The organism is Nocardiopsis tropica (genome assembly GCF_042660575.1).
GTDB classification, from domain to species: Bacteria; Actinomycetota; Actinomycetes; order Streptosporangiales; family Streptosporangiaceae; genus Nocardiopsis; species Nocardiopsis tropica.
Map to the genome: position 1 here is coordinate 19,015 of NZ_JBHSUF010000003.1, position 26,926 is coordinate 45,940.

Here is a 26,926-nt window from a genome sequence, read left to right on the forward strand (position 1 = left end):
GCACCCGAGTGTGGCACGCAGCCCTTCGGTCCGGCCTCCGTATCGGGGCGGAGACCGGGTGTGGTTGCCCGGTCAGGCCCGGATCGCGGAACCGCAGGTGCGGCGCGCTTTTCACTGGCATGCTGACCACGCAAGGTAACCAACGGGCTCGGAGAGTCACCATGAAGCGCATGTACACCGCTGCGGCACTGTCCGCCGTCCTGCTCGCCGCCCTCGCCGTCCCGGCGCACGCCCAGGGTCGTGCCGAGTACGACTGCACGCACATCTTCCCCCGGGGCGGCGACGTCCGGGCGACGGGCTGCATCGGCAACGGGGAGGGGGCCGGCTCCATCATGTCCCTGGCCAACACCGACGTGTTCGAGTGCCGGAACGTGGAACTCGTCGACGCCAGCATCGTCGGCACCGGATGCGAGAAGACTGCCTGGATCGACGCCGCGCACGGTCACGACACCATGGCGTGAGACGAACCCCGTGGCGCACCGTCGCGGAGGCCGACCCTCGGCTCCGGGGCCCGGCCTGCCCCGGCGTGACGCCCCCTGTGCATGCTCGGCCTCCGACCGGGCTCGTGCGACCCGTGCGTCCCCGGCCCGGACTGCCACCGACCCCAGGACAGGGAGCCGACGCCCCCGTGGGCGTCGGCTCACAGTGCCGCCGGGCCGCCTGTTCCCGGCTCAGCGCCTGGGCAGGGCGAAGGCGAGGAGGGCGAAGGCGATGGCGAACGCGGCCTGGACGAGCATGCAGACCGCGAGTGCCGTCACGTAGGCCTGCTCGACCGGGACGGTGGAGTCGGCCGTCGCAGCCCCCAGAAGCCCTCCGGCGACCGCGACCCCGAGCCCCATAGCGGCTTGCTGCGTGGTCTGGACGACCCCGGAAGCCGCTCCGGCCGAGGAGGGCGGAACGTCGGCGATCATCGCCCCGACCAGCGGCCCGAACATGAGCGCCTGACCGAACCCGACGCCGACCAGCAGAGCGCCCAGCGTCCACCCGCTCATCCCCGGGCTCTGCACGAGCACCGATGTCGCGGTCACCACCAGCATCGCCGCCTGCGCGAACCCGCCGATCGTCAGCAGGCGGCGGAACCCGAAGCGGGGCGCCAGCTTTCCCGACCAGATCGACACGACCAGGAAGCACAGCGCGAACGGCAGCAGCACGACGGCCGCGCCCATCGGGGACCAGCCCAGGCCGGTCTGCGTGGAGAGCGCGTAGAGGAACGTGAACGCGCCGAACGCCGACTGGAGCAGGAGGGCCATGAGGAGGCCGAGCCGGTACGACCTCAGGTGCAGGAGCGGCGGAGGGATGAGCGGGACCAGGCCGCGGCGGTGCAGCCGGAGCTGCCGCGTCCAGAACGCCGCGAACGCCACCGGGCTGGCCGCCAGCAGAGCCCAGCACCACCCGGGCCAACCGAGCGCACCGCCCTGGGAAAAGGGGATCATCAGCGCGAGCAGTGCCGCCCCCAGCAGGGCGGTGCCGATCAGGTCCAGTGAACGGTCGCCCGGCGCGCCGGTGCTCGGCATCCAGCGCAGAGCGGCGAGGAACGCGACGGCGCCCATGAGGACGCTCATCGCGAAGACCGTGCGCCAGGGGGAGCCGAGCAGGGGGACCGACAGCAGGACGCCCCCGAGGACCTGGCCCACCGCCGTCGCGCCGCCGGCGGTCGCCCCGAACAGGGCCACCGCCCGGGCGCGTTCGCGTCCGTGCGTGGAGGCCGTGATCGTCGCGAGCACCTGGGGCACCATCGCCGCCGCCGACACCCCGGTGAGCGCGCGGGCGACGATCAGCACGGCGATGGTCGGCGCGAGGGTCGCCATCAGCGAGAACGCGGTGAATCCGGCCATGCCGAACAGGAAGAGCCGCCGCCTGCCGTACAGGTCGCCCAGACGTCCGCCGACGACCATCGGCGCGGCGAACCCCAGGGAGTAGACCGACACCACCAGCGACTGCTCGGACGCCGAAGCCTGTAGCGAGGCGCCGATGCTCGGTACGGCGATGCCCGCCGCGGCGAAGCTCACCACCGACAGCAGCAGGGCGGACAGCGCGGTCAGGAGGCCGGCCGTGCCCAGCGTCGCGGGCGGAGCCTTTTCCGCGGTCGCGGACGGGGGCGGGGGCGGGGTCGGCGTGGCGCTGCGGGTCTCGTGGTCACCCTCGACCTGCGGGGAGGGTTTCTGCGTTCTCGGTTCTCTGGTCACGCCCCGACCCTGGCAGCGGCGTCATCCTGGTACCAGGAGCCTGTTTATGGGGGTACTGACCGAACCTGGATACCGGTCCGCAGGTGAGGCATGGTGGAGGCATGACAAGTCCCCGGCCCCCGGCGATCAGGCGCGAGCTCGGCGCCTTCCTGCGCACCCGACGCGAGCGGCTCACCCCGGACCAGGTGGGGCTTCCCGCCACCGGACGCCGCCGCACGCCCGGCCTGCGACGTGAGGAAGTCGCGGTGCTCGCCGGAGTGGGCGTCACCTGGTACACCTGGCTTGAGCAGGGGCGGCCGATCAACGTCAGCACGCAGGTCCTGACCGCGGTCGGCAGAGCCCTTCACCTGGACGCCACCGAGAAGCGGCACCTGGAACGCCTCGCCGGTGTGCACTCCCGGTCGACCCCGCCGTCGGCGCTCGACGCGTCGCTGTTGGCGGCGTACCAGCCGGTGCTGGACAAACTCGATCCCTTTCCCGCGTGCTTGCAGACGAGCGTGTTCGACGTGGTGGCCTACAACCTCTCCTACCGCTTCCTGTTCACGGACATGGACCGGATACCGCCCGCCGAGCGGAATTGCGCGCTGCAGTTCTTCACCAACGCGGACTGGCGCAGCCGCTACGTCGACGACGACATCGTCGCCGCCCGGATGGTCGCACAGCTGCGCGCGGTCGCCGGCACCGACGCAGGCCGCACCGCGAGCACGACGGTCGAAGAGCTGCAGCAGCGGTCGGAGGAGTTCTCACAGCTGTGGGACCGGCACGACGTCATGCTCCAGCACCTGGAGACCAAGCGGCTGAACAGTCCGCTTGTCGGTTTGCTGCAGCTCAATTTCGTCTCGACCAACGTCGCGGAGACCGGTCACCGGCTGACCGTGATGACGCCTGCCGACGAGACCACCTCACAGCGACTTCTCCAGCTGTCGGAAGTGAACATCGACGCCCCTGCACGCGGGTGACGGCGGCGACCGCGTCCTGCGATGAAGCGGACTGGACCCGCTGAACAGAACCGGTCCCGCCCATGACGCCCGGGCGGGACCGGTTCCGTTCTCGGTTACTACCGGCTGCGCACCGCCGCCAGCAGGGCGGTCCACTCGGGGGCCGGGGCCGACAGGTGGCCGAGCGGTCGATTCTGGGTGTCGCGGACCAGGACCGTGGCCTGGTCACTGCGGGCCTCCACGCAGTGCCCCCCTTCGGCGTTGCTGTAGGTGGACTTGTTCCAGTCCTCAGTCATCATGTGATGCTGCCTCGAAGAACGTGCGACCATCGCGTGCCACCACTCTCAGCTTGCGTCAGCGATAACGCCCGGTTCCTACCCCATGACGGGACCAAGGATCGCGAATCGTCGCAGTTCGGGTGACCTGGTTCGGCCACCGCGCCGTGTGAGGTCTTCGGTCCTGGTGAAGCACCCTGCCCCCGGGTAGCCTGAACCCGCTGAACAGAACCGGTCCCGCCCATTACGCCTGGGCGGGACCGGTTCTTTTTCGGTGACTACAGGCCGCGAACCGCGCTCACCAGAGCGGCCCACTCCGGAGCAGGCACCGCAAGATGGCCCAACTCTCGGTTCTGGGTGTCACGGACGCCGGTCACCGGCCCCTCCGCGACCTCCACACAGTTCGCACCGTTGGCGCTGTAGCTGGACTTATGCCATTCGATGGTGGTGCTCAAGTCATCTTCCTAAGTTCGTCCAGCGAGAGGCCAACTGGCAGGGAAGCAGCAAGAGCGGCCGTAACCTCACCGGAAAGTCTGTCGTGCGAGGTGTCCTCGTGGATCACGTTACCGTCGGCGTGGTCACTGACGACCGCTAGATCCCCCGTCCCCAGCCGGAACAGCATGAGCGGGCTTGCAGGCACGAGGAGCGTCGCCCCCTGCGGTACGAGATGCAGGCTCACCCGCCCCGTCGCGGCCCACTCTAGGAGATACACGGCCTGCGCCTGGCGAAGGTCGGCGGGAAGCCCGGCTACTGCCGCTGCCGGGAACACAGCCGTCACATCCATATCAGGCAGCTCTTTCAGTCGCTCCGTCCGCAGCGCGACCAAACGCGCAAGATCTCCCGGTGACGCCCCAGGGAGTCCGGCTCGGAACACAGCGCGGGCGACCGCAGGACATTGGAGCAAGCCCGGCACCATCGCGGGAGTGATCGCAGTCAGGTGCCTCGCCGTGCGCTCGATGGATTCCAGATCCCTCGCCCAGTCAGGTAGTCCGGTACCTTCCGTGGTCCTCCGCCACGCAGCTAGAAGGACACCCTGGGCCCCAAGAGCGCTATCCAAAAGTGCAACATTGTCCCTTTTTGGTGTCCCTGTCCCGCGCTCCCAACGGTTCACGCTCGAATGCGATGTCTGACTCCGATCAGCTAGTTGTCGCTGAGTGAGCCCTGCTAGCTCTCGAAACTTGATGAGAGCTTCCTGAAAGGGAGTAAGGATCATGCGTGCCAGATTAGCAAGAGTGGCCCATTCAGGATCACGGAATCCCGAGATCATTCCGGAAGCTATGAGACAGCTAATTCTGGCCGCATTCTGGACCAAGGCCAAGCCATCGCAGGCATGCGGTGGGGCGGCTAAGTCGGGCACAAAAGAGCCTCGGCGGCCGAAGTAGAGAGCGGCCGCCGAGGCAAATGCCCCACCTGTCCGCAAAGACACGAGGTGAGACGAATGAAGCCTACCGCCACCCCGGCACCGAAACCAGATCCCGCGTCCGGGCCCGCTGTGCCCTACCCGCACCGGATCGGGTTTTCCGAGCCCCACCGGCACGGCATCCTCCTGGGCCACGAGCGCGACTACAGCGCCCTGTCCAACTGGGTGCACACCGTGGTCCCCCGCCGTCCCAGGCGCAACGTCCTCCAGGTCGCGCGAGCCCTGGTGTCGAACGCGCACCGGCACACCCGCTCGGGGGACCCCGGCGGGACCGTGCGGGTGGTCATCGACGTCAACCCGTTCCTGGTCACCGTCGCCGTGACCGACGGCGGCCCCCTGGGCGGCACCGCCGTCCCCTGTCCGCGCCTGGGCGACGCCCACCGCTCCCCGCTTCCCGGCCTCCACCTGGTGGACCACCTCGCCGTGTACTGGGACTGGGAATGGGAGTGGAAGGGCACCGCCCTGGGCCCCCTGACCGTACGCGCGGTGATCGAGAACCCCTGACCTACGGGACACCGTCCCCCTCGCACCACACGCCCTCAGGCCGTACACCCGGGGGTTCCCCGCCCGGTGGAACACCACCGGGCCGCGGGGCCGCCGCCATAAGGGGGGCCGGCGGCCCCGCCCCACCCACTCGGGTCCGGTCGAACTTCCCCGGACCGGACCCGACCCCCACCCACCATCGACCACCCACCCGCACACGCCCGACAACCGACGACACACGCTGACGGAGAACACCGTGCCCACCGCACCCCTGCCCGACCTGGTCGAAAACGCCGACGCCCTGCTCACCCCCGCAGAAGTCGCCCGCCTCTTCCGCGTCGACCCCAAGACCGTCACCCGCTGGGAAAAAGACGGCCGCCTCGCCTCGGTCAAAACCCTCGGCGGACACCGCCGCTACCCCCAGACCCAGATCAACACCCTGCTCAACACCCCCGGCCCCGGCCCCGGCCCCGGCACCGGCACCGGCGGCGGAGCCGTCCTGCTGGCCCTGGAAGAGGTCCGCGACCTGGCCACCGCCCACGGCGACCCCACCGCCGCCCGCATCAGCGACCTCATCACCACCCTGCGCACCCAGCCGCACCAGCCCTGAGAAGGGAGGGACCAGGGTGAACGCGCCCTCCAGCGACGGGACCCCGCTCCTGCGCCCCTACACCGAGCACGCCGAACACCGCGCCCACACGGCGATGCGTGAGCGGGAGCGGGCGGCGGCCGACGCCGCCGCGGGGCTGGCGCGCCTGGCCCAGATCGCCGCCCAGCAACAGGTCACCGCGGCCCAGGCCCGCCTGGACGCCGCCCGCCAACAGGTGGACGCCGCCGACACCGCCTGCCTGGGCGCCGCGATCCGCCACTGGCACCACCACCGCACCACGACGCCCCCGGACGGGTGAAGCGCGCGCCGCGCCCACGCGTCATCGGTCCTCACCCACGACGGGAGGAAGACCGGTGACGAGGTCACTCGATCTCACGCGGGCCGTGCCGAAGGGGCGAAACACCCTGCGAGGACCGCTATCGTCCGGGGAGACACCCCCGCACCGCCGCGCGCTTCGTCGTGCGCGGCACACAGAAGGAAGACCGGCTTGCACACGAGCACCATGCCTCCCAGGGCCCCGCGCCCCGACCGCGGTGGCGGCATGCCGCCCTGGCTCCCCCGGGCCATGATGCTGGCCATGTGGATCGTCACGGCGTTCGGCATCGCCCTGTGGCTGTTCCTGCGGTTGCAGAACCTCATCGTGCTGCTGCTGATCTCGCTGTTCCTGGCGCTCGCGCTGGAACCCGCCGTCAACTGGCTCCACCGGCACCGCTGGCCGCGCGGTCCCGCGACCGGGGCCGTGATGCTCCTGGTCATGGCGCTGGCCGTGGCGTTCTTCAGCCTGCTCGGGTCCATGCTCGTCGGTCAGGTCCTGGCCTTCGCCGCCGAGGTGCCGGCGATGATCCGCGCCGCGCTGCACTGGGTCAACACCACGTTCGACACCACCTACTCGCCCACGACCCTGCTCAACGAGATCTCCAGCGCCAGCGGGGTCGTCGAGCAGTACGCCTCCGCGATCGCCGACAACGTCTGGGGGGCCGGGACGACCGTCATGGCCCTGCTCTTCAACGGCCTGGCGATCGCGCTCTTCACCTTCTACCTGTGCGCCGACGGGCCGCGCTTCCGCCGCGTGATCTGCTCGGTGCTGCCGCCCCGCACGCAGCGCGAGACGCTGCGCGCCTGGGAGATCGCCATCGAGAAGACCGGCGGCTACCTGTACTCGCGGGCGCTCCTGGCACTGGTCTGCGCCGGCGCGCACTACGCCGTGCTGGTCGTGCTGGACATCCCCTTCGCGTTCGCGCTGGCGCTGTGGGTGGGCGTGCTGTCGCAGTTCATCCCCACGGTCGGCACCTACATCGGCGGGGCCGTCCCGGTGCTCGTGGCCCTGCTGGTCGGGGTCTGGCCTGCGGTGTGGGTGCTGGTGTTCGTGATCGTCTACCAGCAGTTCGAGAACTACCTGCTCCAGCCGCGCATCACCGCCAAGACCCTGGACATGCACCCGGCGGTGGCCTTCGGCTCGGTCCTGGCGGGCGTGGCCATCCTGGGAGCGCCCGGCGCGCTGCTCGCGCTGCCGATGGGCGCGAGCCTCCAGGCCTTCCTGAGCACCTACATCCGCCGGTACGAGGTGGAGGAGCACCACCTGCTCTCGGCGGCCAGGGCCGGAGAGGGGCCCGCGGCGGAGACCGGGGAGGGCGGCGCGGCACCCGGGGACGACAGCGGACCCGGCGAGGACGGCGGTACCCGCGAGGGCGGTGGCGGGACCGCGACCGGGACCGGCGGGCGCACCGGGTCCACCCCGCCTCCCCAGGACTGACCAGCGGGACGCGGGCGGGGCCGGGGCTGCGGCCCTCCCCGGCGGGGAGCCGGTCCGGCGCCGCCCCGCGCGGGAGACCTCGGGCCGGGATGTCCGGCGGGACCGGGACACCCCGCCCCCGCCGGGCCCGTCAGTTCTCCGCGGCCAGGCCCGAGGGCTCCAGCACGTGGTGGCGTCCGAGGGGGAGCATGAGGGGCCTGCCCGTGGTCGGGTCGGGGATGACCCGGCTCTCCAGGCCGAACACCGCGCGCACGCTGTCCTCGGTGAGCACCTGTGCGGGCTCTCCCATGGCGTGCAGCCGCCCGTCGGCGAGCGCGATCAGCTGGTCGGCGTAGCGGGCGGCGAGGTTGAGGTCGTGCAGGACCATGACGATGGTCGTGCCGCGTTCCCGGTTGAGGTCGGTGAGCAGGTCGAGCACCTCGACCTGGTGGCTCACGTCGAGGAACGTCGTGGGTTCGTCCAGCAGCAGCAGGTCGGTCTGCTGGGCGAGCGCCATGGCGATCCACACCCGCTGGCGCTGGCCGCCGGAGAGCTCGTCGACCGACCTCTCGGCCAGGTCGGAGGTGTGCGTCGCCTCCAGCGCCGCCGCCACCGCGGCGTCGTCCTCCCGGCTCCAGCGGGTGAACATCCCCTGGTGGGGGTGGCGTCCTCGGCCCACGAGGTCCGCGACGGTGATCCCCTCGGGGGCGATCGGCGACTGGGGCAGCAGGCCCATGGTGCGCGCCAGCTCCTTGGCGGGCGTGCGGTGCACCTCCTTGCCGTCGAGGACCACCCGCCCCTTCCTGGGGGCGAGGAGGCGCGACATCGACCGCAGGAGCGTGGACTTCCCGCAGGCGTTCGCCCCGACGATCACCGTGATGCCGCCCGGCCGCACGGCGAGGTCGAGGGATTCGATGACCACCCGGTCTCCGTAGCCGAGCGCGAGGTCCTGGACCTCCAGGGAGTGGTTGGCGGTCACAGGGAGCCTCCGGCGCGGTTGGTGCGGACGATCAGGTAGACGAGGTAGGGCGCGCCGAGCACGCCGGTGACGACGCCGACCGGGAAGCGCGTCCCGAAGGCGTACTGGCCGGCGAGGTCCGCGACCAGGACCAGGAGCGCGCCCACGAGGGCCGACGGCACCAGGAGCGAGCCGCCGGGCCCCACGATGCGGGCGGCGATGGGCCCGGACAGGAACGCGACGAACGCGATCGGCCCGGCCGCGGCGGTCGCGAAGGCGATGAGTCCCACGGCGGCGACGATGACGATGATGCGGGTGCGTTCGACGCGCACCCCGAGCGCGGAGGCGGTGTCGTCCCCCAGCTGCATCGCCGAGAGGTTGCGGGACTGGCTCAGCAGGAGAGGCGCCAGGACCGCCAGGGCCAGCAGGACCGGCACCGTCTCGGTCCAGGTGGAGCCGTTGAGGCTGCCGGTCAGCCAGCGCATGGCCTCCTGGAGGTCCCACTCGGCCGCCTGGGACAGGACGTAGCTGGTGAGGCTGTCGAGCATCGCGGCGATGCCGATGCCGATGAGGATCAGGCGGGTTCCGGCGACCCCGCCGCGGAACGCGAGGGCGTAGACGAGCAGGGCGACGGCGAGCCCGGCGGTGATCGCGACGACGGACACCCCGGTCCGGCCCAGGGAGAGCACCACGATGGCGAAGGCCGCCGCCGCACTCGCCCCGGAGCTGATCCCGATGATGTCGGGGCTGGCCAGGGGGTTGCGCAGCATCGTCTGGAAGGTGACGCCGCCGATGCCGAAGCAGAGCCCGGCCGCGACCGCCAGCACCGCCCGGGGCAGGCGCAGCGTGCCGACGGTGAAGGAGGCCCCGGGCACCTGCTCGCCCAGGATCACGGCGACGACGTCGGCGGGCGGGTAGAACGTCCGGCCCACCATGAGGCTGGTGGCGAACACGGCGATGATGAGGACCGCGAGCACCGCGACGACGGCGCCGCGCCTGGCGGTGCGCCGGACCCGGCCGCGGGTGACGGCCTCGACGCCGAGGGGTCGGATGGCGGTTTCCGCGCTCACAGGGCACGCACTTTCTGCCGACGGACGATGTAGATGAAGACCGGTGCGCCGATCAGCGCCGTCACGATGCCCACCTCGACCTCGGCCGGACGGGCCACGACGCGGCCGACGACGTCGGCGGCGGTGAGCAGGGCCGCGCCGAGCAGGGCGGAGAACGGCAGCAGCCACCGGTGGTCCACACCGATCAGCAGACGGCACATGTGCGGCACGACGAGGCCCACGAACATGATGGGGCCGGCGACCGCGGTGGCCGCGCCGCACAGCAGCACGGCGCCGAGCGCGGCGGTCGCGCGCACGAGGGCGACGCGCTCGCCGAGGCCGGCCGCCAGGTCGTCGCCCAGGGCGAGGGAGTTGAGGGCACGCGCCGACATCAGGCTGAGGACGAGCCCCACGGCGAGGAAGGGCAGGACGCGGAGGACGCCGTCGAAGGACGCGCCGCCGACACCGCCGATCTGCCACATCCGGAAGCTCCCGGCCATGTCGTTGCGCGGCATCACCACGGCGGTGACGAGCGAGGAGAACGCCGCCGAGGTGGCGGCGCCCGCGAGCGCGAGCTTCAGGGGCGTGGCCCCGCCCCGGCCGAGCGAGCCCACGGTGTACACGAAGACGGCCGCGGCGGCGGCCCCGCCGATCGCCGCCCAGATGTAGCCGCTCGGGGACGTCAGGCCGAAGAAGACCATGCCGCAGACCACGGCGAGGGAGGCGCCCATGTTCACGCCCAGGATGCCCGGGTCGGCGAGGGGGTTGCGGGTCACGCCCTGCATGACCGCCCCGGACAGGCCGAGGGCGGCGCCGACGAGCACTGCGAGGAGGGTGCGCGGCACCCGCTTGGTGACGGCGGCCTGCTCGATGGTCTCGTCCGCGCCGCCCAGGGCGGCGACGACGTCGGCGAGGCCGACGATGCGGGAGCCCCAGGCGACGGAGGCCAGCATGGCCGCCGCGAGCACGGCGAGGGCGAGGAGCAGCCAGAGCGAACGCGCCCGCACCGGGCGCCGCTCGGTGCCGGCGTCCGGTGCGGGACGGGTGACGGCCATCGTCACTGGACCTTGTCGGCGGCCTCGGCGAGCGCGGCGACGTAGTCCTCGAGCACCCACGAGATCGACAGCGGGGTCGGGTTCGCGGCGGTGGCCAGGGGGGAGCTGCCGGGCAGGAGGTAGACCGAGTCGCGCTCCACGGCGGGCATCTTGGAGAGCAGCGGGTCGCTCTGGAGGAGCTCCAGCAGCTCGCCGGTGTCGTCGCCGTAGCCGGTGATGATGTCGACGTCGTCGAAGGCGTCGATCTGCTCGGTGCTCTGGGAGAGGGAGAACTGGTCGGTGCCGGCGGAGAGTTCCGCGATGCTCCCGGGGGTCTCCAGGCCCAGGTCCTCGAAGAAGAGGGTCCGGGTGTCGTGGGTGGTGTAGAAGCCGATCTGGCTGACGTCCGTCGGGTCGACGTGGGTCATGAACATGGCCGACTTGCCCTCGAGCTGCGGGTACTCGGCGACGACGTCGGCGATCTCCTGCTCCAGGTCGGCGATGAGCTGGTCGCCCTCCTCGGCCAGGCCGATGGCCTGGCTGTTGAGCCGGATGATGTCGCGCCAGGACGTGGCCCAGGGACCCTCGGGGTAGGCGACGACGGGGGCGATGTCGCTCAGCGTGTCGTAGTCCTCCTGGGTGAGCCCGGAGTAGGAGGCGAGGATGACGTCGGGCTGGGTGTCGGCGACGGCCTCGAAGTCGATGCCGTCGTTCTCGTCGAAGAGCACCGGCGTCTCGGCGCCGAGCTCGTCGAGCTTCTCGTCGACCCAGGGGAGGACGCCGTCATCGTCGTCGTCGCCGAAGTTGGCCTCGGCCATGCCGACGGGGACGACGCCGAGCGCCAGCGGGACCTCGTGGTTGGCCCAGTTCACGGAGGCGACCCGCTCGGGCTGCTCCTCGATGGTGGTGGTGCCGAGGGCGTGCTCGATGACGACGGGGTACTCGCCGGACCCGCCTTCGGCGGCGGCCTCCTCTTCTTCCGGCTGGGCGCCGCATGCGGCGAGGGTGAGGACGGTGACTGCGGCAGCGGTCAGTGCCGTGAACCGGTGGGAGCGCATCAGGGTACATCCACTCTTGGAGGAATGAGGGTAGGCTCGCCTAAATTAGCAGAACCTCAATCCTCCCAAAACGGAGGTAGGCGGATAAACCTCCTGCCCACGGGACGCAGGCCCGCCGGTCCGCCCCCGGTGGCGGATCGGGGCCGCCCCGCTCCGGGCACGGAGGCGCGGGTAAAGTCTCCGCCAGGTCCCCGAGCGCCGTTTTCCCTCCGGTCCCGGTCCGCAGAAGCATGTCCCGGGGCCGGGAGCGCCCGGACGGCCGCCGCGCAACGGTTCCCGGAGCGACCCGGCGGGGGACGGCATACGGGACGGGCGCGGCGGACCCGGGCACGGTCCGGAGGAAGGGGTTCGATGGGTCACCGGCATGCGCTGCCCCTGGTCTTCGCCGGGGGCGTGCTCGGCACGGGCCTGCGCTACCTGGCGGGGGTCGCCGGGGAGGCGTTCGGCGCGGGGGTCCTGGCCACACTGGCGGTCAACGTCGCCGGGGCCTTCCTGCTCGGCCTGCTGCTCCAGACCCTGTCCTCGCGCGGGCCGGAGACGCCGGCCGTCGCACGGGTGCGGCTGTTCCTCGGCACCGGCGCGCTCGGATCGTTCACCACCTACAGCGCCCTGGCCGTCGAGACCGTCTCCCTCTCGGCGCAGCCGGGACCGGCCGCCGCCGCGGCGTACACGGCGGCGAGCATCGTCCTGGGGCTGCTCGCCGCGCTGGCCGGGATCCTGGCGGCCGGCGGCGGCCGGGCCCCCGCGATGTGCTCCCGCCCCGACAGGGCGCCGCGGTGACGGGGGTCCTGATCGCCCTGTGCGGGGGGCTGGGCGCGGCGGCCCGCTTCCTGGTGGACGGCGCCGTCCGCAACCGGTGGACCACCACGCTGCCCTGGGCCACCCTGTTCATCAACACCAGCGGCTCGCTCCTCCTGGGTGCCCTCACCGGGGCGGTGGTGTTCCACGGGGCCGCGCCCGTGTGGGCGGGCCCGGCCGGGATGGGCTTCTGCGGCGGCTACACCACCTTCAGCACCGCCATGGTGGAGACGGTCCACCTGGCGCAGCACCGGGGCCGGCCGCACGCGCTCGCCAACATCGCCCTGACGGCCGTCGTGCCCGTGCTCGCGGCGGCGGCCGGGTTCGGGGCCGCCGCGCTGGTGTGAGGACCGGCCCGCGCCACCGCCCGGCCGCGCCCGTGCGTCCGGGGCCGCGGCGGCGTTCCCGCCGCGGCCCCGGGCCCGCTCACCCCGGTCGGCCCCCGGCGGCCGACCGCTCCGCGATCCGGGCCGCGGAGGTCCCGGGCCGCAGGTCCAGCTGCTCCCAGGAGGCCGTGTCCCGCCGGAGCTGCCGGTCGTGGGTGGCGATCACCACGGCCGCCCCGGTGGAGCCGAGCCCCTCGGTGAGCTCCTCCACCAAGGCGATCGAGAGGTGGTTCGTCGGCTCGTCCAGCAGCAGCACGTCGGGGCGCGACGCCAGCGCCACCGCCAGGTCGAGCCGCCGCTGCTGGCCCATGGACAGCTCGCGCAGCGGTCTCGCGGCGTCCCGGGCCGGGAGCAGACCGAGGGCGGAGAGGGGGACCGCCTCCCCCTCCGCCAGGGTGCCCGAGCCGACGAGCCGTGCCACGTGGGCGGAGTACACCTCGTGGGCACGGCGCGCGCCCGCGCGCGGCGACTCCTGCGCCAGCAGGCGCACCCGGGCCGTGCGCGCGGTCCGCACGCCGCCCCCGGTCGGCTCGACGAGCCCCGCCAGCACCGACAGGAGCGTCGACTTTCCCGCCCCGTTGGCCCCGGTGACCACGACCCGGTCGCCGGAACGGAGCGTGAGCGAGACCGGCCGGTCCAGGCGCCCCGCCACGGTGACCCCCTCGGCCGCGACCAGGTCCGTCCCGGGCCGTGCCCGCAGCTCCGGCATGCGGAACCGCAGCGGGGGCGGGGGCACGGTGAGCGCGTGCTCCTCCAGGTTCTCGCGCCGCCGGTGGACGGCGCGCACCAGGGCGGGCGCCCGGGTGGCCCGCTGGTGCTTGCCGGTCCCCTTCTCCGGGCGCCATCCGCTGACGAGCCGGTTCTGCGCCGCCGACAGGTCCTGGGTCAGGCGGGCGTGCTCGGCCTGCTGCTGCTCGTACTCGGCCGCCCAGCGCTCCCGCTCCGCGCGCCGGCCCTCCTGGTACCCGGCGAAGCCCCCGCCGTAGACGCGGGGTTCGCCGTCGCGGCTCGGGTCGAGGTCGAGCATCGTCGTGGCCACGTCCGAGAGCAGGGCGCGGTCGTGGCTGACGAGCGCCACCCCGTTGTGGTGGCCGCGCAGCCGCTCGGTCAGGAAGTCCAGGCCGGCGGCGTCGAGGTGGTTCGTGGGCTCGTCGAGCAGCAGGAAGTCGTGCGAGGCGCCCAGCAGGCACGCCAGCCGCACGCGGTAGCGCTGTCCGACCGACAATCGCTCCAGGGGGCGCGACCGGTCGGTGACGGCCCCCAGGTTCTCCAGGGCCAGGTCGACGCGCCGGTCGGCGTCCCAGGCGTCCAGCGCCTCCGCGGCGTCCAGGGCCGCCGCGTACTCCTCGGCGGCGCCGGGGAGTCCGTCGGCCAGCGCCGCGGCGCTCGCGTCGAGCGCGGCCAGGGCGGTCCGCGCGGCGGCGAGTTCGACGTCGACCAGGTCGCCGACGGTCCGGCCGCCGTCCGCCTCCATCTCCTGTTCGGCGACGCCGACCGTGCCCACGCGCCGGACGGTTCCGGCGTCGGGCGCGAGCGTCCCGGCGAGGACGTGCAGCAGCGTGGACTTGCCGCGTCCGTTCTCGCCGACGATCCCCCACCGCGATCGCGGAGTGAGGGCCATGTCGACGCCGGACAGGACCGTGCGCCCGCCGCGGTCGACGCGTACTCCGGACAGGGTGATCTGCGCCCGTTCGCCTGCGGGCAGGCCGGACACGGGGTTGACGGTGGTCATTCTCTCCTCCGAACAGAGCTCCGCCCCGGCGGTGGACGCGAGGGGTGCGGGAGCTCTCCGAGCTGACGGGACGACCCCTTCGGGGGTCATGGCAGACGTCGCGGGCCCGCGGCCACAGCGGCTGTGGGGCGGGCGCTCGGAATGCGCTCAGAGGTAGAGAGGTAGATGCACGTTGCCCATGGTAGTCACCGTGCGAATCTGTGGCCAGGGGTTTTCCGGCGGTCCCGGCCGGTCGGCCGCTCGCCCCTCCGGGCGGGGGACGCCTCCGGGGTCGCACGGCGCCGCCGCGGAGGCGCCGTCCCCCGTGGACCGCTCCCGGCGGCGGGGCATCTCCTCCGCCCCGTGGGCCCGTCCGGGGCGGAGGCGGCCGTGCGCGTCCCTCCGTCAGGCAGGGGCGCGGCCCCGGCCGGGAGCCGGGGCCGCGGGAGGGGGCGGTGTCAGGGGCAGCAGGAGCATCCGGGGGCGCATCCGCACCCGTCGGTCCCGGCGTCGGCTGCGGCGGGCGCGGTGAGGGCGATCCCGGCCGGGGCGCAGCAGGCGTCCCCGCGCCAGGCCTCCCGCCCCTCCTTGACCGCCAGCACGGCGATGAGCAGCGCCACCACCGGGTCGGCCCAGGCCCACCCGAACAGGGCGTTGACCCCCAGCCCGACCAGGAGGGCGGCCGACAGGTAGGTGCACAGCAGCGTCTGCTTGGAGTCGGCCACCGCCGTGGCCGAGCCCAGCTCCTGGCCCGCGCGGCGCTGGGCCAGGGACAGGAACGGCATGATCGCCACCGACAGGGCGGCCAGCACGATCCCCACGGTGGAGGGGGCCGCCTCGGTCCCGCCGAGCAGGGAGCGCAGGGCCTCGACGGTGACGTAGGCGGCCAGGGCGAAGAAGGCCACCGCGATGACGCGCAGCGCCCGCTTCTCCCGCGCCTGGCGCACGCCGGGGTCGCGGGCGGAGAACTGCCAGGCGACCGCCAGGGCGGAGGAGACCTCGATGAGCGAGTCCAGGCCGAAGCCGATCAGGGCGGCGGAGGAGGCGAGGTTGCCCGCGGTGATGGCCACGACGGCCTCGACGAGGTTGTAGGCGATGGTCACGGCGACCAGCAGGCGCACCCGCCGGGTCAGGACGGCGCGGCGGTCCTCGCCCGGAGGCGCGGTGAGGGGGTGCGCCATCAGCAGCAGCCCTTCTCGTCGGCGTCCACGCAGGCGGCGTCGGTCTGCACGGCCAGCACGGCCTGGCGCAGGTCGTCCAGGGCGTGTCCGAGGCGGGCGTCGGCCAGTTCGTAGCGCACCCGCCGCCCCACGGGCACGGCCACGACCAGGCCGCAGTCGCGCAGGCAGGCCAGGTGGTTGGACAGGCGGGTGCGGCTGATGCCGAGGGTCTCGGCCAGGTCGGCGGGGTGGGCGGGGCTCTCGCGCAGGGCCAGCAGGACCCGGCAGCGGAGGGGGTCGGCCAGGGCCCGGCCGAACCGGGCCAGGGCGTCGATGTCGGTGGCGAGGGAGATCATACCCTGACGATACACAAAATCCTGGATTCAGGAAACCATGAATACTCGCGTGCGCGCACAGGCCGCCCTCCGGCCGGGGCGGGCGGGTGGCCACCCCGGCCGGAGGGCGGCGTGTCCGAGGGCCGCCGGACGCCGACAACGGCTGGGGCACAGGGGATCCGGGCCCACACCCCGGTCGCGGCCGCGCTCCTCCGCGCCCCGGCCCCGGCGGGAGGGCCGGGGGCCCGTGGACCCCGGGGCCGGAGCGGCCCGCGGCATACCGGGAGGTCGGACCTGGCGAGCGCGCCCCCGCGTGCGAGTAACCTCGCTCCGGGACTCTCCGGCATCGCCTTGATCTGGAACGACTCGACCGCCCAGCGCCGCAGGAACCGTGCGCGAGGGCGCCGACGCCGGACCGGATCTCGACCGGCCCTTCGGCCCGGACCCGTCGGAGAGCCCCACGGACCGGTGTGCGGCCTGAGCCGCAGACCTCGGCGTGCGCCGCCTCCCACAGGGGCTCCCCTGCTGGTGAACGCCGCCGGTGATCGCGTTGCGGATTCTTCCGCGAAGCGGATCCGGGTGGCACGGGCGCGGGGACGCATCCCCGCGCCGACACCTCGTCCTCGCATCCTCCCGCACGGCCCTGAAGCGATCCAGCGGCCGTGCACGTGTCAGGAGACTCCGGCAGTCCTTGCCGCTCCCACCCACCGACAGGAAGTTCACCGCTGTGAAACCCGCTCTTGGCACCAGAACAGACGAGGACCGCGGTCCGCTGCGGCACAGGGCCCTGTGCTCTGCGGCACCACCGCGCGTGGTGGCCGTCTCCAGAGAGGAGTCCACCCATGAATGACTCCACCACCGTCCGCGGCACCGTCGGAACGGTCTTCTGGGCCTCCCTCGCCCTCTCCTCGCTGTTCGTGGTCTGGGGCGTGGCCGCCCCTGACCACCAGATGGCCGTGATGAACTCCGCCCTGAACCGGATCACCTCCGGGTTCGGATGGGCCTACCTCCTGCTCCCCCTGCTGCTGCTGGCGCTCCTGGTCGGACTGGCCTTCAGCCGCTACGGACGCATCCGGCTGGGCGACGACGGGGACCGGCCCGAGTTCGCCACCCACACCTGGATCGCCATGATCCTGTGCGCGGTGATGGGCATCGGCCTGGTGTCCTACGGCATCGCCGAGCCGATCTCGCACTTCGCCGTCCCTCCCCACGGCCTCGCCGAGCCCGGGACCCCCCAGGCGGCGGTCCTCGCGCTCCAGTACTCCTTCTACGACTGGGGACTGCACGCCTGGGCGATCTTCGCGGTCTTCGGACTGGCCCTGGGCTACTCGATGTACCGCAAGAAGCGCCCCGGTCTGGTCAGCGCCCTCTTCCGGCCGCTGCTGGGACGACACGCCGACGGCCCCGCGGGCAAGGCCATCGACGTCTTCACGGTCTTCGCCACCCTGTTCGGGACCACGACCTCGCTCGGCCTGGGGGCCCTGCAGATCGACAACGGCCTGAACCGGCTCCTGGGAACGCCCACCGGCACCACCACCCAGGTGGTGATCGTGGTCGTCGTGACGGTCCTCTTCAGCCTCTCGGCCGCCTCCGGGGTCCAGCGCGGCATCCGCTACATCAGCGAGGTCAACCTGTCGGTCGCCGCGCTGCTGTTCGTGTTCGTGCTGTTCCTCGGCCCGACGGCGTTCCTGGTCTCCCTCTTCCTGGAGTCCCTCGGCCAGTACGGCGACGAGTTCCTCCTGATGAGCCTGCGGGGACCGGCGTTCGGCGACACCGCGTGGATGCAGGGCTGGACGTACTTCATGATGGCCTGGTGGGTGTCCTGGGGCGCCTTCGTCGGGGTGTTCCTGGCGCGCATCTCGCGCGGGCGCACCATCCGCCAGTTCGTCCTGGTCGTCCTCGGCATGCCCAGCCTGGCCTTCTTCGCCTGGTTCTCCGTCTTCGGCGGCTCGGCCATCGACCTGGACCTGAACCACGGGACCGACATCGCGGGCTCCACCGCGGCCGACCTCAACAGCGCCTTCTTCACCACGCTGGCCGAGTTCCCGCTGCCCGCCGTCACGGCGGCGATGGTGGTGGTCCTGGCGGTGCTCTTCTTCGTCTCGGGCGCCGACGCCAACACCTACGTGCTGGGCATGCTCACCACCCGCGGCTCCCTGCGCCCACCCGTGCCGATCCTGCTGCTGTGGGGCGCGATGACCGGGGCCCTGGCGATCATCCTCCTGTTCTCGGGAGGTCTCGCCGCGCTGCAGCAGACCGTCATCGTGGCGTCGGCCCCCTTCCTCGTCGTCATCGTGGGCGTGGTCGTGTGCTTCTGGCGCGACCTGCGGTCGGAGGACACGGGGGCGGCCGGCACGCCGCGGCAGCCGGCGCGCTCCGCCCCGGAGGAAACCGTGTGACCCCGCCGGAAGGCGCCCCCGCCACCGCGGCGTCCGCCCGGACCTGCACGGCCACGGGAAGGCGGTGGGAGCGGAGTCCCTGAGGACGGTCCCTCCCCTCCCACCCGCCGACCGGTCCGGGCGGCCCCGTTCGGGGCCGCCCGGACCGGTCAGGAGCGGGGACCGCGCGGGACCAGGGCCGCGCCGGCGAGCGGCACGGCGGCGAGCGCGAGCCAGGGGACCGGGCCGCCCATGTCCAGGAGCGCCCCGGCGGGCACGCTGCCCAGGAGCACCACCAGCCCGGACAGCGAGGACAGCGCGCCCGTGAACAGGCCCAGGCGGGCGTCGTCCACGAGGTCGGGGAGCCAGGCCCGGACCGTCGGCACGATCAGGACCTGGCCCAGGGTCAGCGCGGTGACGAACGCGACGGAGGGCAGCAGCCCGCCCAGGGCCCCGACCGGTGTCAGCGCCGCGGCGGAGGCGAAGCCCAGCGAGACCAGCAGCAGCCCCCACACCAGGGTCGCGCGCCGGGACAGCCGGGCCGCGGCCCAGGACAGCACCGGGAACTGCGCGGCGATGTAGAGCACCGAGGACCACGCGAGCAGCCAGCCCAGCGCGGCCTGGGAACCGGTCGCCCGCTCCACCTCCCCAGGCAGCGCCAGGTAGAGCTGGTTGTAGGCCAGCAGGTAGCCGCTGTAGGCCAGGCACAGCCCCAGGAAGCGTCGGTCGCCCAGCAGGAGCCGCACCCCCTCGCGCAGGCGGGGCCGCCCCTCCCCGGCCCGCGGGCCGGAGTCGCCACGCGACTCCGGCCCGGGCATGAGCCTCAGGTGCCCGGCGAGCACGAGCGCGAAGACCGCCGCCCCGACCAGGCACGCGGCCCGGAACCCGCCGAGCAGGAGCAGGGAGCCCAGCAGCGGGCCGACGAGCGTCCCCGCCTGCCCGGAGACGGAGAACAGCGCGAGGACGCGCGTGCGGGGCGTGCCCGAGGCCCGCTCGTGCCGCACCGCCTGGCGCACGATCTCCGTCTCGACCGCCGGGGAGAACAGCGCGGCGGCGAACCCGATGAGCAGCACCGACGCGATCACCGACGCCGTGCCCTCCGCGAAGCCGAGCCAGCAGAAACCGGCGATCCGCAGCACGCAGCCCGCCAGGACCACCGGCCGCGCGCCGAACCGGTCGGTGAGCGTGCCGCCCACGACGAACAGGCCCTGCTGGCTGAAGGTGCGCAGGCCCAGCACGAGGCCGACCAGCCACCCGGCCAGGCCCAGCCCGCCGCCGAGGTGGTCGGCGAGGTAGGGCAGGACCGCGAAGAAGCCGACGTTGAACGCGAACTGGGAGCCGACCAGCAGCAGCGCCAGCGGGGGCAGAGCGCGCGCGTCGCGCAGCACCGCGGCCGCCCGCCCCGTCCCCGGGCGTCCCCCGCGCCGGGGCCCGGCGGCATCCTCGGCGTGCTCCGCCCTCCCCCGGGCGTCACCGGCGGGGCTCACGACGCGGTCGGGATCGTGCGTGCGCGGGCCTCCCCGACGGCCGCCGGGGAGGCCTCCACCAGCTCGCGCGTGTACGGGTCGGAGGGCTGGGAGAGCACCCGGCGGGCGGGCCCGGTCTCCACGACGCGCCCCTCCCTCATGACCGCGACGCGGTGGGCGACGTGTCCGACGAGCGCGAGGTCGTGGCAGATGAACAGGTAGCCCAGGCCCAGGGTGTCCTGGAGGCCGGTGAGCAGGTTGAGCACCCCGGCGCGCACCGAGGGGTCCAGGGCCGACACCGGCTCGTCCAGGACCAGCAGCCGCGGCTCGCAGGCCAGCGCGCGGGCGATCCCGACGCGCTGGCACTGCCCCCCGGACAGCTCGTGCGGCAGCCGGTCGCCGTGGGAGGCGTCCAGGCCGACCGTGTCCAGCAGGGCGGCCACGCGGTCCGGGCCGGTCTCCCGGTCCCAGCGCCCGTGGATGCGCAGGGGCTCGGCGACGGCGTCGCGCACGCGCAGGCGGGGGCTGAGCGACCCGTACGGGTCCTGGAAGACCGGTTGGAGCGCGGAGCGCAGGGCGCGCAGGCGTGCCGGGTCCATCGTGGTCAGCTCGCTGCCCTCGAAGCGCACCGACCCGGAGTCGGGCCGGCGCAGGCCGACCACGGCGGAGGCCGTGCTGGTCTTCCCGCACCCCGACTCCCCGACCAGGGCGAGCGTCTCCCCCGCGTGGACGTCGAAGGACACCCCGTCGACGGCCGTCACGGGCGCGGAACGCCGCGCGCGTCCGGGGTAGCGCACCACCAGGTCGCGGACCGCCAGCAGCGGCGGGGCGGAGTGGGTCATGTCGTCCTTCCTCGTGGGGTGTGCGGGGTGCGGGCGCCGCCGCGCCGCGGTCACGGCGCGTCCGCGAACAGGGAGCGCGCCGGGTCGGGGAGGTCCTGCCAGCGGTGGCACGAGACCAGTCTCCCCGGCTCGCCCGCGACGACCGGGGAGGGCTCGTGGGCGCGGCAGCGTGTCGCGGCGAGGGGGCACCTCGGCGCGAACGCGCAGCCCTGCGGCAGGGACGTCGGCGAGGGGGGCGATCCCGCGATGGCGGGGAGCCTGCGGTCCCGCGCCTCCCGGGGCGGGAGCGCGGCGAGCAGTCCGGCGGTGTAGGGGGCCCGCGGGTCGGTGAGGACCCGGTCCACCGGGCCCGACTCGACGTGCCGCCCCGCGTAGACGACCACCACCCGGTCCGCGTGGCCGCCGACGACCCCGAGGTCGTGGGTGACCAGGACGACCGAGGTCCCGGTCTGCCCGCTCAGCCCGCACAGGAGTTCCAGGACCCTCGCCTGCATGACGGGGTCCAGCGCGGTGGTGGGCTCGTCGGCGAAGACGACGTCGGGCCGGTTGACCGTGGCCATCGCGATAACGGCGCGCTGGCGCATGCCGCCGGAGAACTCGTGCGGGTAGGCGTGCGCGCGCCGGGCGGCGTCGGGGATGCCGACCCGGTCCAGGGCGGCCACGGCCTCCTCCCACGCCCGGGCCCGGCCGGTCCCGCGCACCGAGCGCACGGCCCGGACGAGCTGGGCGCCCACGGTGTGGACGGGGCTGAGCACGGTGAGGGCGTCCTGCGGGACCAGCGACATCCGCCGCCCCCGCACCGAGCGCAGGACGGACGGGCGCGCGCCGACCAGCTCCTGTCCGTCCAGCAGGACGCTCCCGGCGACCTGTGCGCCGTGGGGCGCCAGGCCCAGGACGGCGCGGGCGGTCAGGGACTTCCCGGCGCCCGACTCCCCTACGAGGGCGACCACCTCGCCGGGGTGCACGTCGAAGGACAGGCCGCGCACGGCCGGGACGGCGGTACCGCCGCGTTCGCGCAGGGTGACCCGCAGGTCGCGGACGCTCAGCAGGGGCGTGCGGCCGGGGGCGGCGTCGCGCGGCGGACCGCCGGGCGCGGCCCCGTCCTCCGGCGCGGCGCCGTGGGAAGCACCGCTGGGCGCGGCGCCGCCGGAGGCCGCGCCGCCGGAAGCTGTGCGGTGGGGAGCGCCGTCGTGGGGAGCGCCGGGGTTCATCGTCCGGCTCCTTCCGGGATTCCGGCCCCGGCGGCGGCCGGGACCCGGCGCCGCCGGGCGGTGCGCCCGCCCGGGGGCAGGGTGGACAGGGAGACCGCGAACGCGGCGAGCAGCATGAGCATGGCGGCCGGGGCGAGCGCGGCCAGGGGCGCGCGCTCCACGTAGGGCAGGGACTCCGACAGGCTCAGCCCCCATTCCGCGGAGGGCGGCTGGGCCCCGAGGCCGAGGAACCCCAGCGAGGCCAGGGCCAGGGCGATGCCGGGGAGCCGGAGCACCGCGTTGCGGCCCACCGGGCCCAGGACCGCGGGCAGGACGTGCCGCACCAGGATCCACCGGGAGTCGGCTCCCAGGGCCCTCTGGGCGTCGAGGTAGGCGGCGGCGCGCGTCTCCTGGACCAGCGAGGCCGCGTGCGCGGCGAGCGGCGGCCAGGACACCAGGGCGACGGCCACCGAGGCTCCGAGGGGGCCGGGGCCCATGACGGCGGCCACGAGGATCCCGGCGATGACCGGCGGCAGGGCGTTGGCCATGTCGGCGGCGCCCGCCGCCAGCGCGGGCCGGAACCCGACCACCAGCGCGACCGCGAGGCTCACCAGACACACCAGCGCCGCGGTGCCCACGGTGGCGACGGCCCCGTGGCCGAGGCGGGCGAGCACGTCGCGGCCCACGGCGTCGGTGCCCAGCGGGTGCGCCCACGAGGGCCCGGCGAGGCGCTCGGCCACGCTCACGGTCATCGCGTCCCGGGTCAGCCCCCACACGCACACGGTGAGGAGCAGCGCCGCGCACACCGCGGGCACCGACCGGCGCAGCGCTCCGGCCGGGGCCGTGGGCGGCGGCGACAGGGTCAGGGCCGCGTCGCGCAGGCCGGGCCCCAGCATCCACCGGCGCGCCGCCTGGGCGAGCAGGCCCGCCGCGGTTCCGAGGAGCACCAGGCCGAGGACCGCGCCCTGGAGCATGGGCAGGTCCTGGGACTGGGCGGCGCCCAGGGCGGTGCGGCCGATCCCGGGGACGGCGAAGACCGTCTCCACGGCGACCGCTCCCCCGGTCAGGCCGATCGCGACCATGCCGAACTGCGGGATGAGGGCCGGGGTCGCCCGGCGCAGCGCGGCCGCGCCGATGACGGCCGGGGAGCACCCCGAGGCGGCCCATAGGCCGACCCAGCGCTCGGCGAACACCGAGGGCAGGGCGTCGTCGACCAGCCGGCCCAGCAGCCCTCCGGCCGGGATGCCCAGCGCCAGGGCCGGCAGGACCAGGTTGACCGGCCCCTGCCAGCCGTAGGGCGGCAGCCAGCCCAGCCACACCGACAGGGAGACCATGAGCAGGACGGCGACCAGGAACTCGGGCAGGGCCGTGCACATGGCGGCGACCGCGCCGCTGCCCGACCCGCCCGGGCGCAGCGTGCCGCGCGCCCCGCGCACCAGGGCGGGCGCGCACAGCAGGGCCGCCAGCAGCAGGGCCACGCCGAGCGCGCACGCCATGACCAGGAGGGACACCCCCGTGGCCGAGACGACCGCGGGCAGGACGGGGGCGTCGGAGACCCAGGAGGAGCCCAGGTCGCCGCGGAGCGCCCCGCCGAACCAGCGGCCGAGCATCACCAGCGGTCCGTCGGAGAGCCCCAGCTCCGCGCGGATCGCGTTGAGGGCCTCCTCGGTCGGCTCCTGCTCGGCCGAGCGGGCCCGCAGCACGGACAGCGCGGGGTCGCGGCCGGACAGCCACGGGAGCAGGCCGACCACGACGGTGATGACGGCCAGTGCCGCCACGCGGGAGAGCAGGGGGCCGAGGAGCCCGGAGCGGCGGGCCGGGCGGGGGCGCCGGGGCGCGGCCCGGCCCGGGTTCGCGGCGCCCATCAGTCCAGCCGGGTGCGCGAGGTGACGAGCAGGCGCTCGCGCGGGTCCTTGGCCGAGTCCACGACGCCGGCCGCGTCGCCCTGGATGACGCGCTCGTGCAGCATGGGGATGGCGGCGTCGGTGGCGAGGACGGCGGCCTCGGCCTCCAGGATCGCGGCGCGCCGCTCCTCGCCCGTCGGCGCCAGCTCGGCCGCCTCCAGGGCGGCGTCCACCCCCTCGTCGCACAGCTGGGCGATGTTGAAGGAGCCGTCGCAGGAGAAGTCGCTGGTCATGTACGCGGCGGGGTCCCCGGAGTCCAGAACGGTCGCGCGGGAGAGGATGAACGCGTCGAACTCGCCGCTGAGGGCGTCCTCCTCGATGTTGGCGTACTCGCGCACGACCTGCTCCACCTCGAACCCGGCGTCCTCCAGCTGCTGTTCGAGGACGGTCGCGACCTCGGGCAGCTCGGCGCGGTCGGTGAAGGTCGCCAGGGTGACGGACGCGCCGTCCGGGTCCTGCGCCTCCGTGGCGCCGGTGCGCGCGGGGCGCTCGGCGGCCCAGGGCAGCGCGGGGCCCAGGAGGCCCTCGGCCACGTCGGCGCGGCCCTCGTAGACGCCCTCGACCAGGGACTCGCGGTCGATCGCCTCACGTGCGGCGGCCCGCAGGCCGGGGTCCGTGAAGGGCCCCTCCTCGGTGTTGAGGTAGAGGGTGTTGGTGCGCGGCATCGGGACCTCGGTGAGGGTGTCCTCCTCCAGGAGCGCGGCCTGGGAGGTGGGCACGGACTCGACGATGTCGGCCTCGCCGGTGCGCAGGGCGGCGGCGCGCGCGGTCCCGTCGGGCACGAAGGCCACGTCGATGCCGGGGGCCAGGGCGGGTTCGCCCCAGTAGCCGTCGAAGCGGTCCAGGCGGGCGGCGGTGGTCCCGGTGACCTCGACCAGCTCGAAGGGCCCGGTCCCGGTGCCGACGGGGCTCACCGAGCCGCCCTCGTAGGCGCTCTCGGCGAGGATCGACAGCTGCGGCGAGGACAGCCGCTGCGGGACGAGGGGGTCCTCCTCGGCGGTGGTGACGGTCAGGGTGTCGCCCCGCGCCTCCACCCCGAGCTCCACGCCGTCGAGGATGCGCGGCTTGGGCGAGGCCTGCGCCGCGTACTCCAGCGCGTGGGCGGCGACGTCGGCGGTCAGCTCCGTGCCGTCGTGGAACTCCACCCCCTCGCGGATGGTGAACGTCCAGGTGGTGGGGTCGGTGCGGGTCCACTCGGTGGCCAGGCCGGGCTGCGGGTCGCCGACCTCGTCGAGAGTGACGAGGGTCTCGGCGGTGCTCCACCGGGAGAGCTTGAAGGCGTCGTCGGTGAGGGGCGACAGGGCCGAGCGCGGTGGCTGCATCATGGCCACCGAGATCCGTCCGTCGTCGGCGGCGGTGTCGTCTCCGGCGGGGAAGCAGCCGGTGGCCGCGAGGGCGGCGGCCACGGCCAGGCAGGCGCCGGGCGGGGTCTTGTGGAGGTGCACGGGGGTTCTTCCAGGGGTCGGGTGTGGACGGGGCCGCCGCGCGACGGTGTCGCGACCGGCCAAAACAGCATATGACAACCGTTTTCATTATTGTCCACCAGTCCGCCCGGAACGTGACGCCTCCGCCCGCATCCGTCAGGAGGGGCGGAAACGACACGGGCCCGGGGCGCGGAGGGAGAACCCCCCGCGCCCCGGGCCCGTGCCCGGCCGGTGTCAGGCGCCGCCGGTGGCCGCCTCGACCTCGGCCATGAACTGCTCGGCCGCCTCGGCCGGGGTGATGTCGCCGAAGGCGAGGCTGTCGGTGACCCGCCCGGTGATCTCCACGACCTGGCCCGCGCCGATCGGCGGCGGCGGGTTGCCGTCCACGATCGTGTCCTCGATGCCGCTCATGAACTCGGCCATCTGCGCGTCGGCGCCGGGCAGGTCGTCGACGATCGCCTCACGCACCTCCACGTTGGCCGGGAGCCCCAGGTCGGCGAGGGTCAGCTCGGCCACCGCCGGGTCGTTGAGCATGTAGTCGACGAAGAGCGCCGCCTCCTCGGGGTGCTCGGATCCCGCGGAGATGGTGTAGAACATGGCCGGCTTGAAGAACCCGCCGGTCCGCTCGAACTCGGTCTCCCCCGGGTAGCGGAGCAGCTGGATGTCGCGGCCGGAGGACTCGGCCACCCCGCCGAGCTGGTTGCTCCAGAAGTGCGCCATCGCGCCCTGGTTGGTGGACACGACCGACTGGTCGACCCCGCCGCCCTGGATCTCCACGCCCTCGGCGGCGCTCGGCTGGCCGCCGTTGTCCTGGAGCTCCTGGGTGATCTCGAACCACGCCGTCAGGGTCTCCTGGGAGAAGCCCAGCGAGCCGTCCTCGGCGTAGAGGTTCTCGCCGTGCTGGCGCGCGAAGACCTGGAACCCGGTCTCGTTGTAGCTCATGCTCTGGGTGCCGACGTACTCGCCGTCACTGCCCTCGGTGATCTGCGCGGAGATCTCGACGTAGTCGTCCCACGTCCAGGTCTCGTCGTCGGGCATCTCCACGCCCGCGGCCTCGAATGCCTCGGGGTCGGCGTGGATGGCGTAGGCGTTGACGCCGGTGGCCGCGCCGAAGGTCTGGCCGTCCAGGTCGCCGCTCTCGGCGATGAGCGGGTCCAGGCCGGACAGGTCCAGGCCGGCGGCCTCGTCGAGGTTCATGAGCGCGCCGCGGTCGGCGTACTCGCGCAGGTACCGCTCCTCCTGCATGGCGATGTCGGGGGCGTCGTTGGCGGCGGTGTTGGTGGCCAGCCGGTCCCAGTAGGAGCTCCAGTCGGTGCTCTCCCCCGCGATGCGGATGCCGGGGTTCTCGGCCTCGAAGTTCTCGATGACCTGGAGCATGGTGGCCTGGCGCTCGTCGGAGCCCCACCAGGAGAAGCGGAGCTCGACGGTGTCGCCGTCGCCTCCGGAGCCTCCGCACGCGGAGGCGGCCATAACGATCGCGGTCGCGGCGGCGGTGGCGGTGAGGGCGGTGCCGCGGCGGCCCGCGCGGGACCGTCCTCGGCCGGGGGGTACGCGCATGGTGGTGTTTCCCTTCGGCTACTGCGTTCCGG

General features: G+C 73.9%; 25 protein-coding genes and 1 pseudogene. 9 read left to right on the top strand and 17 right to left on the bottom strand.

All coding sequences use genetic code 11. The features are described from left to right. Nucleotides 1-161: 161 nt before the first annotated feature. Complete coding sequence (locus ACFQBR_RS05635) at nucleotides 162-461, top strand: hypothetical protein (protein WP_267949621.1); 300 nt, start codon at nucleotides 162-164, stop codon at nucleotides 459-461. Nucleotides 462-671: 210 nt separating this feature from the next. Here ACFQBR_RS05635 and ACFQBR_RS05640 read toward each other — a convergent pair whose 3' ends face one another. Then, nucleotides 672-2,186: an MFS transporter gene (locus ACFQBR_RS05640; RefSeq protein WP_344178332.1), complete on the bottom strand. Its 1,515-nt coding sequence runs from the start codon at nucleotides 2,184-2,186 to the stop codon at nucleotides 672-674. A 101-nt stretch (nucleotides 2,187-2,287) separates the two neighbouring features. Between ACFQBR_RS05640 and ACFQBR_RS05645 the strand changes: the two genes are divergently transcribed. Beyond that, nucleotides 2,288-3,145 (top strand): helix-turn-helix transcriptional regulator, encoded by an 858-nt coding sequence (locus ACFQBR_RS05645; protein ID WP_344178334.1) that lies wholly within the window; start codon nucleotides 2,288-2,290, stop codon nucleotides 3,143-3,145. A 98-nt stretch (nucleotides 3,146-3,243) separates the two neighbouring features. On the opposite strand, the gene ACFQBR_RS05650 is transcribed toward ACFQBR_RS05645, so the two are convergent. The 3 genes from ACFQBR_RS05650 to ACFQBR_RS05660 form a co-directional block, all read right to left on the bottom strand. Continuing rightward, entirely contained in the window at nucleotides 3,244-3,423 is a 180-nt protein-coding gene (locus ACFQBR_RS05650; RefSeq protein ID WP_267949618.1) for a DUF397 domain-containing protein, read from the bottom strand. A gap of 254 nt (nucleotides 3,424-3,677) precedes the next feature. Continuing rightward, a complete protein-coding gene (locus tag ACFQBR_RS05655; RefSeq protein ID WP_267949617.1) occupies nucleotides 3,678-3,854 on the bottom strand; it encodes a DUF397 domain-containing protein in 177 nt (58 codons plus the stop codon). Then, the gene (locus ACFQBR_RS05660) at nucleotides 3,851-4,666 is read right to left on the bottom strand and encodes a Scr1 family TA system antitoxin-like transcriptional regulator (RefSeq protein WP_344178336.1); all 816 of its coding nucleotides are present in this window, start codon (nucleotides 4,664-4,666) and stop codon (nucleotides 3,851-3,853) included. The genes ACFQBR_RS05655 and ACFQBR_RS05660 overlap by 4 nt, the downstream gene beginning before the upstream one ends. Before the next feature lie 225 nt (nucleotides 4,667-4,891). On the opposite strand from ACFQBR_RS05660, the gene ACFQBR_RS05665 reads away from it, so the two are divergent. From ACFQBR_RS05665 to ACFQBR_RS05680, 4 genes and pseudogenes are all read left to right on the top strand, one after another. Continuing rightward, on the top strand, nucleotides 4,892-5,323 hold the full coding sequence (locus tag ACFQBR_RS05665; protein ID WP_267949615.1) for an ATP-binding protein: 432 nt from the start codon (nucleotides 4,892-4,894) through the stop codon (nucleotides 5,321-5,323). A gap of 250 nt (nucleotides 5,324-5,573) precedes the next feature. After that, nucleotides 5,574-5,747 (top strand): annotated as a pseudogene (locus ACFQBR_RS05670) (BldC family transcriptional regulator); the annotation flags it as partial. Nucleotides 5,748-5,928: 181 nt separating this feature from the next. Beyond that, nucleotides 5,929-6,210 (top strand): hypothetical protein, encoded by a 282-nt coding sequence (locus ACFQBR_RS05675; protein WP_344178340.1) that lies wholly within the window; start codon nucleotides 5,929-5,931, stop codon nucleotides 6,208-6,210. Nucleotides 6,211-6,453: 243 nt separating this feature from the next. Continuing rightward, nucleotides 6,454-7,665 (top strand): AI-2E family transporter, encoded by a 1,212-nt coding sequence (locus ACFQBR_RS05680; protein WP_344178503.1) that lies wholly within the window; start codon nucleotides 6,454-6,456, stop codon nucleotides 7,663-7,665. 130 nt (nucleotides 7,666-7,795) lie between these two features. Here the strand turns inward: ACFQBR_RS05680 and ACFQBR_RS05685 are convergent, their stop codons facing one another. The 4 genes from ACFQBR_RS05685 to ACFQBR_RS05700 are packed head-to-tail and all read right to left on the bottom strand — an operon-like array spanning nucleotide 7,796 to nucleotide 11,743. Beyond that, complete coding sequence (locus ACFQBR_RS05685; protein ID WP_267949613.1) at nucleotides 7,796-8,623, bottom strand: ABC transporter ATP-binding protein; 828 nt, start codon at nucleotides 8,621-8,623, stop codon at nucleotides 7,796-7,798. Next, complete coding sequence (locus ACFQBR_RS05690; protein WP_344178344.1) at nucleotides 8,620-9,672, bottom strand: FecCD family ABC transporter permease; 1,053 nt, start codon at nucleotides 9,670-9,672, stop codon at nucleotides 8,620-8,622. The genes ACFQBR_RS05685 and ACFQBR_RS05690 overlap by 4 nt, the downstream gene beginning before the upstream one ends. Continuing rightward, on the bottom strand, nucleotides 9,669-10,706 hold the full coding sequence (locus ACFQBR_RS05695; RefSeq protein WP_344178346.1) for a FecCD family ABC transporter permease: 1,038 nt from the start codon (nucleotides 10,704-10,706) through the stop codon (nucleotides 9,669-9,671). Before ACFQBR_RS05695 ends, ACFQBR_RS05690 begins: the two co-directional genes overlap by 4 nt. A gap of 2 nt (nucleotides 10,707-10,708) precedes the next feature. Then, on the bottom strand, nucleotides 10,709-11,743 hold the full coding sequence (locus ACFQBR_RS05700) for an iron-siderophore ABC transporter substrate-binding protein (protein ID WP_378552292.1): 1,035 nt from the start codon (nucleotides 11,741-11,743) through the stop codon (nucleotides 10,709-10,711). A gap of 351 nt (nucleotides 11,744-12,094) precedes the next feature. Between ACFQBR_RS05700 and ACFQBR_RS05705 the strand changes: the two genes are divergently transcribed. Together ACFQBR_RS05705 and ACFQBR_RS05710 are read left to right on the top strand one after the other, a co-directional pair. Beyond that, the gene (locus ACFQBR_RS05705) at nucleotides 12,095-12,523 is read left to right on the top strand and encodes a fluoride efflux transporter FluC (protein WP_344178351.1); all 429 of its coding nucleotides are present in this window, start codon (nucleotides 12,095-12,097) and stop codon (nucleotides 12,521-12,523) included. After that, the gene (locus tag ACFQBR_RS05710; RefSeq protein WP_344178354.1) at nucleotides 12,520-12,888 is read left to right on the top strand and encodes a fluoride efflux transporter FluC; all 369 of its coding nucleotides are present in this window, start codon (nucleotides 12,520-12,522) and stop codon (nucleotides 12,886-12,888) included. The genes ACFQBR_RS05705 and ACFQBR_RS05710 overlap by 4 nt, the downstream gene beginning before the upstream one ends. Nucleotides 12,889-12,967: 79 nt before the next feature. On the opposite strand, the gene ACFQBR_RS05715 is transcribed toward ACFQBR_RS05710, so the two are convergent. The 3 genes from ACFQBR_RS05715 to ACFQBR_RS05725 form a co-directional block, all read right to left on the bottom strand. Next, the gene (locus ACFQBR_RS05715) at nucleotides 12,968-14,659 is read right to left on the bottom strand and encodes an ABC-F family ATP-binding cassette domain-containing protein (protein WP_344178356.1); all 1,692 of its coding nucleotides are present in this window, start codon (nucleotides 14,657-14,659) and stop codon (nucleotides 12,968-12,970) included. A 437-nt stretch (nucleotides 14,660-15,096) separates the two neighbouring features. After that, nucleotides 15,097-15,819, bottom strand: a complete 723-nt coding sequence (locus ACFQBR_RS05720; protein ID WP_344178358.1) for a cation diffusion facilitator family transporter — start codon at nucleotides 15,817-15,819, stop codon at nucleotides 15,097-15,099. Beyond that, the gene (locus tag ACFQBR_RS05725; RefSeq protein WP_344178360.1) at nucleotides 15,819-16,154 is read right to left on the bottom strand and encodes an ArsR/SmtB family transcription factor; all 336 of its coding nucleotides are present in this window, start codon (nucleotides 16,152-16,154) and stop codon (nucleotides 15,819-15,821) included. The genes ACFQBR_RS05720 and ACFQBR_RS05725 overlap by 1 nt, the downstream gene beginning before the upstream one ends. Before the next feature lie 821 nt (nucleotides 16,155-16,975). On the opposite strand from ACFQBR_RS05725, the gene ACFQBR_RS05730 reads away from it, so the two are divergent. Further along, on the top strand, nucleotides 16,976-18,532 hold the full coding sequence (locus ACFQBR_RS05730; protein ID WP_344178362.1) for a BCCT family transporter: 1,557 nt from the start codon (nucleotides 16,976-16,978) through the stop codon (nucleotides 18,530-18,532). A gap of 149 nt (nucleotides 18,533-18,681) precedes the next feature. On the opposite strand, the gene ACFQBR_RS05735 is transcribed toward ACFQBR_RS05730, so the two are convergent. The 6 genes from ACFQBR_RS05735 to ACFQBR_RS05760 all read right to left on the bottom strand — a co-directional run bounded on the left by ACFQBR_RS05735 (nucleotide 18,682) and on the right by ACFQBR_RS05760 (nucleotide 26,894). Further along, complete coding sequence (locus ACFQBR_RS05735) at nucleotides 18,682-19,998, bottom strand: MFS transporter (protein WP_378552297.1); 1,317 nt, start codon at nucleotides 19,996-19,998, stop codon at nucleotides 18,682-18,684. Next, nucleotides 19,995-20,819 carry an ABC transporter ATP-binding protein gene (locus ACFQBR_RS05740; protein WP_344178366.1) on the bottom strand — a complete coding sequence of 275 codons (825 nt, stop codon included), beginning with the start codon at nucleotides 20,817-20,819 and terminating at the stop codon, nucleotides 19,995-19,997. The genes ACFQBR_RS05735 and ACFQBR_RS05740 overlap by 4 nt, the downstream gene beginning before the upstream one ends. A gap of 50 nt (nucleotides 20,820-20,869) precedes the next feature. Beyond that, nucleotides 20,870-22,030, bottom strand: a complete 1,161-nt coding sequence (locus ACFQBR_RS05745) for an ABC transporter ATP-binding protein (RefSeq protein ID WP_378552300.1) — start codon at nucleotides 22,028-22,030, stop codon at nucleotides 20,870-20,872. Next, nucleotides 22,027-23,874, bottom strand: a complete 1,848-nt coding sequence (locus ACFQBR_RS05750) for an ABC transporter permease subunit (RefSeq protein WP_378552303.1) — start codon at nucleotides 23,872-23,874, stop codon at nucleotides 22,027-22,029. Before ACFQBR_RS05750 ends, ACFQBR_RS05745 begins: the two co-directional genes overlap by 4 nt. Next, nucleotides 23,874-25,358, bottom strand: a complete 1,485-nt coding sequence (locus tag ACFQBR_RS05755) for an ABC transporter substrate-binding protein (RefSeq protein WP_344178372.1) — start codon at nucleotides 25,356-25,358, stop codon at nucleotides 23,874-23,876. Before ACFQBR_RS05755 ends, ACFQBR_RS05750 begins: the two co-directional genes overlap by 1 nt. 213 nt (nucleotides 25,359-25,571) lie before the next feature. Continuing rightward, nucleotides 25,572-26,894: an ABC transporter substrate-binding protein gene (locus ACFQBR_RS05760; protein WP_330162338.1), complete on the bottom strand. Its 1,323-nt coding sequence runs from the start codon at nucleotides 26,892-26,894 to the stop codon at nucleotides 25,572-25,574. Nucleotides 26,895-26,926 lie beyond the last annotated feature (32 nt).

What these genes read in the sequence shown, in the direction of transcription:
- ACFQBR_RS05730 (WP_344178362.1), top strand. Translation starts at nt 16,976, where the DNA reads ATGAATGACTCCACCACCGTCCGCGGCACCGTCGGAACGGTCTTCTGG.
- ACFQBR_RS05700 (WP_378552292.1), bottom strand. Translation starts at nt 11,743, where the DNA reads ATGCGCTCCCACCGGTTCACGGCACTGACCGCTGCCGCAGTCACCGTC.
- ACFQBR_RS05725 (WP_344178360.1), bottom strand. Translation starts at nt 16,154, where the DNA reads ATGATCTCCCTCGCCACCGACATCGACGCCCTGGCCCGGTTCGGCCGG.
- ACFQBR_RS05715 (WP_344178356.1), bottom strand. Translation starts at nt 14,659, where the DNA reads ATGACCACCGTCAACCCCGTGTCCGGCCTGCCCGCAGGCGAACGGGCG.
- ACFQBR_RS05635 (WP_267949621.1), top strand. Translation starts at nt 162, where the DNA reads ATGAAGCGCATGTACACCGCTGCGGCACTGTCCGCCGTCCTGCTCGCC.
- ACFQBR_RS05745 (WP_378552300.1), bottom strand. Translation starts at nt 22,030, where the DNA reads ATGAACCCCGGCGCTCCCCACGACGGCGCTCCCCACCGCACAGCTTCC.
- ACFQBR_RS05680 (WP_344178503.1), top strand. Translation starts at nt 6,454, where the DNA reads ATGCCGCCCTGGCTCCCCCGGGCCATGATGCTGGCCATGTGGATCGTC.
- ACFQBR_RS05650 (WP_267949618.1), bottom strand. Translation starts at nt 3,423, where the DNA reads ATGATGACTGAGGACTGGAACAAGTCCACCTACAGCAACGCCGAAGGG.
- ACFQBR_RS05705 (WP_344178351.1), top strand. Translation starts at nt 12,095, where the DNA reads ATGGGTCACCGGCATGCGCTGCCCCTGGTCTTCGCCGGGGGCGTGCTC.
- ACFQBR_RS05645 (WP_344178334.1), top strand. Translation starts at nt 2,288, where the DNA reads ATGACAAGTCCCCGGCCCCCGGCGATCAGGCGCGAGCTCGGCGCCTTC.
- ACFQBR_RS05740 (WP_344178366.1), bottom strand. Translation starts at nt 20,819, where the DNA reads ATGACCCACTCCGCCCCGCCGCTGCTGGCGGTCCGCGACCTGGTGGTG.
- ACFQBR_RS05750 (WP_378552303.1), bottom strand. Translation starts at nt 23,874, where the DNA reads ATGGGCGCCGCGAACCCGGGCCGGGCCGCGCCCCGGCGCCCCCGCCCG.
- ACFQBR_RS05720 (WP_344178358.1), bottom strand. Translation starts at nt 15,819, where the DNA reads ATGGCGCACCCCCTCACCGCGCCTCCGGGCGAGGACCGCCGCGCCGTC.
- ACFQBR_RS05760 (WP_330162338.1), bottom strand. Translation starts at nt 26,894, where the DNA reads ATGCGCGTACCCCCCGGCCGAGGACGGTCCCGCGCGGGCCGCCGCGGC.
- ACFQBR_RS05695 (WP_344178346.1), bottom strand. Translation starts at nt 10,706, where the DNA reads ATGGCCGTCACCCGTCCCGCACCGGACGCCGGCACCGAGCGGCGCCCG.
- ACFQBR_RS05660 (WP_344178336.1), bottom strand. Translation starts at nt 4,666, where the DNA reads ATGATCTCGGGATTCCGTGATCCTGAATGGGCCACTCTTGCTAATCTG.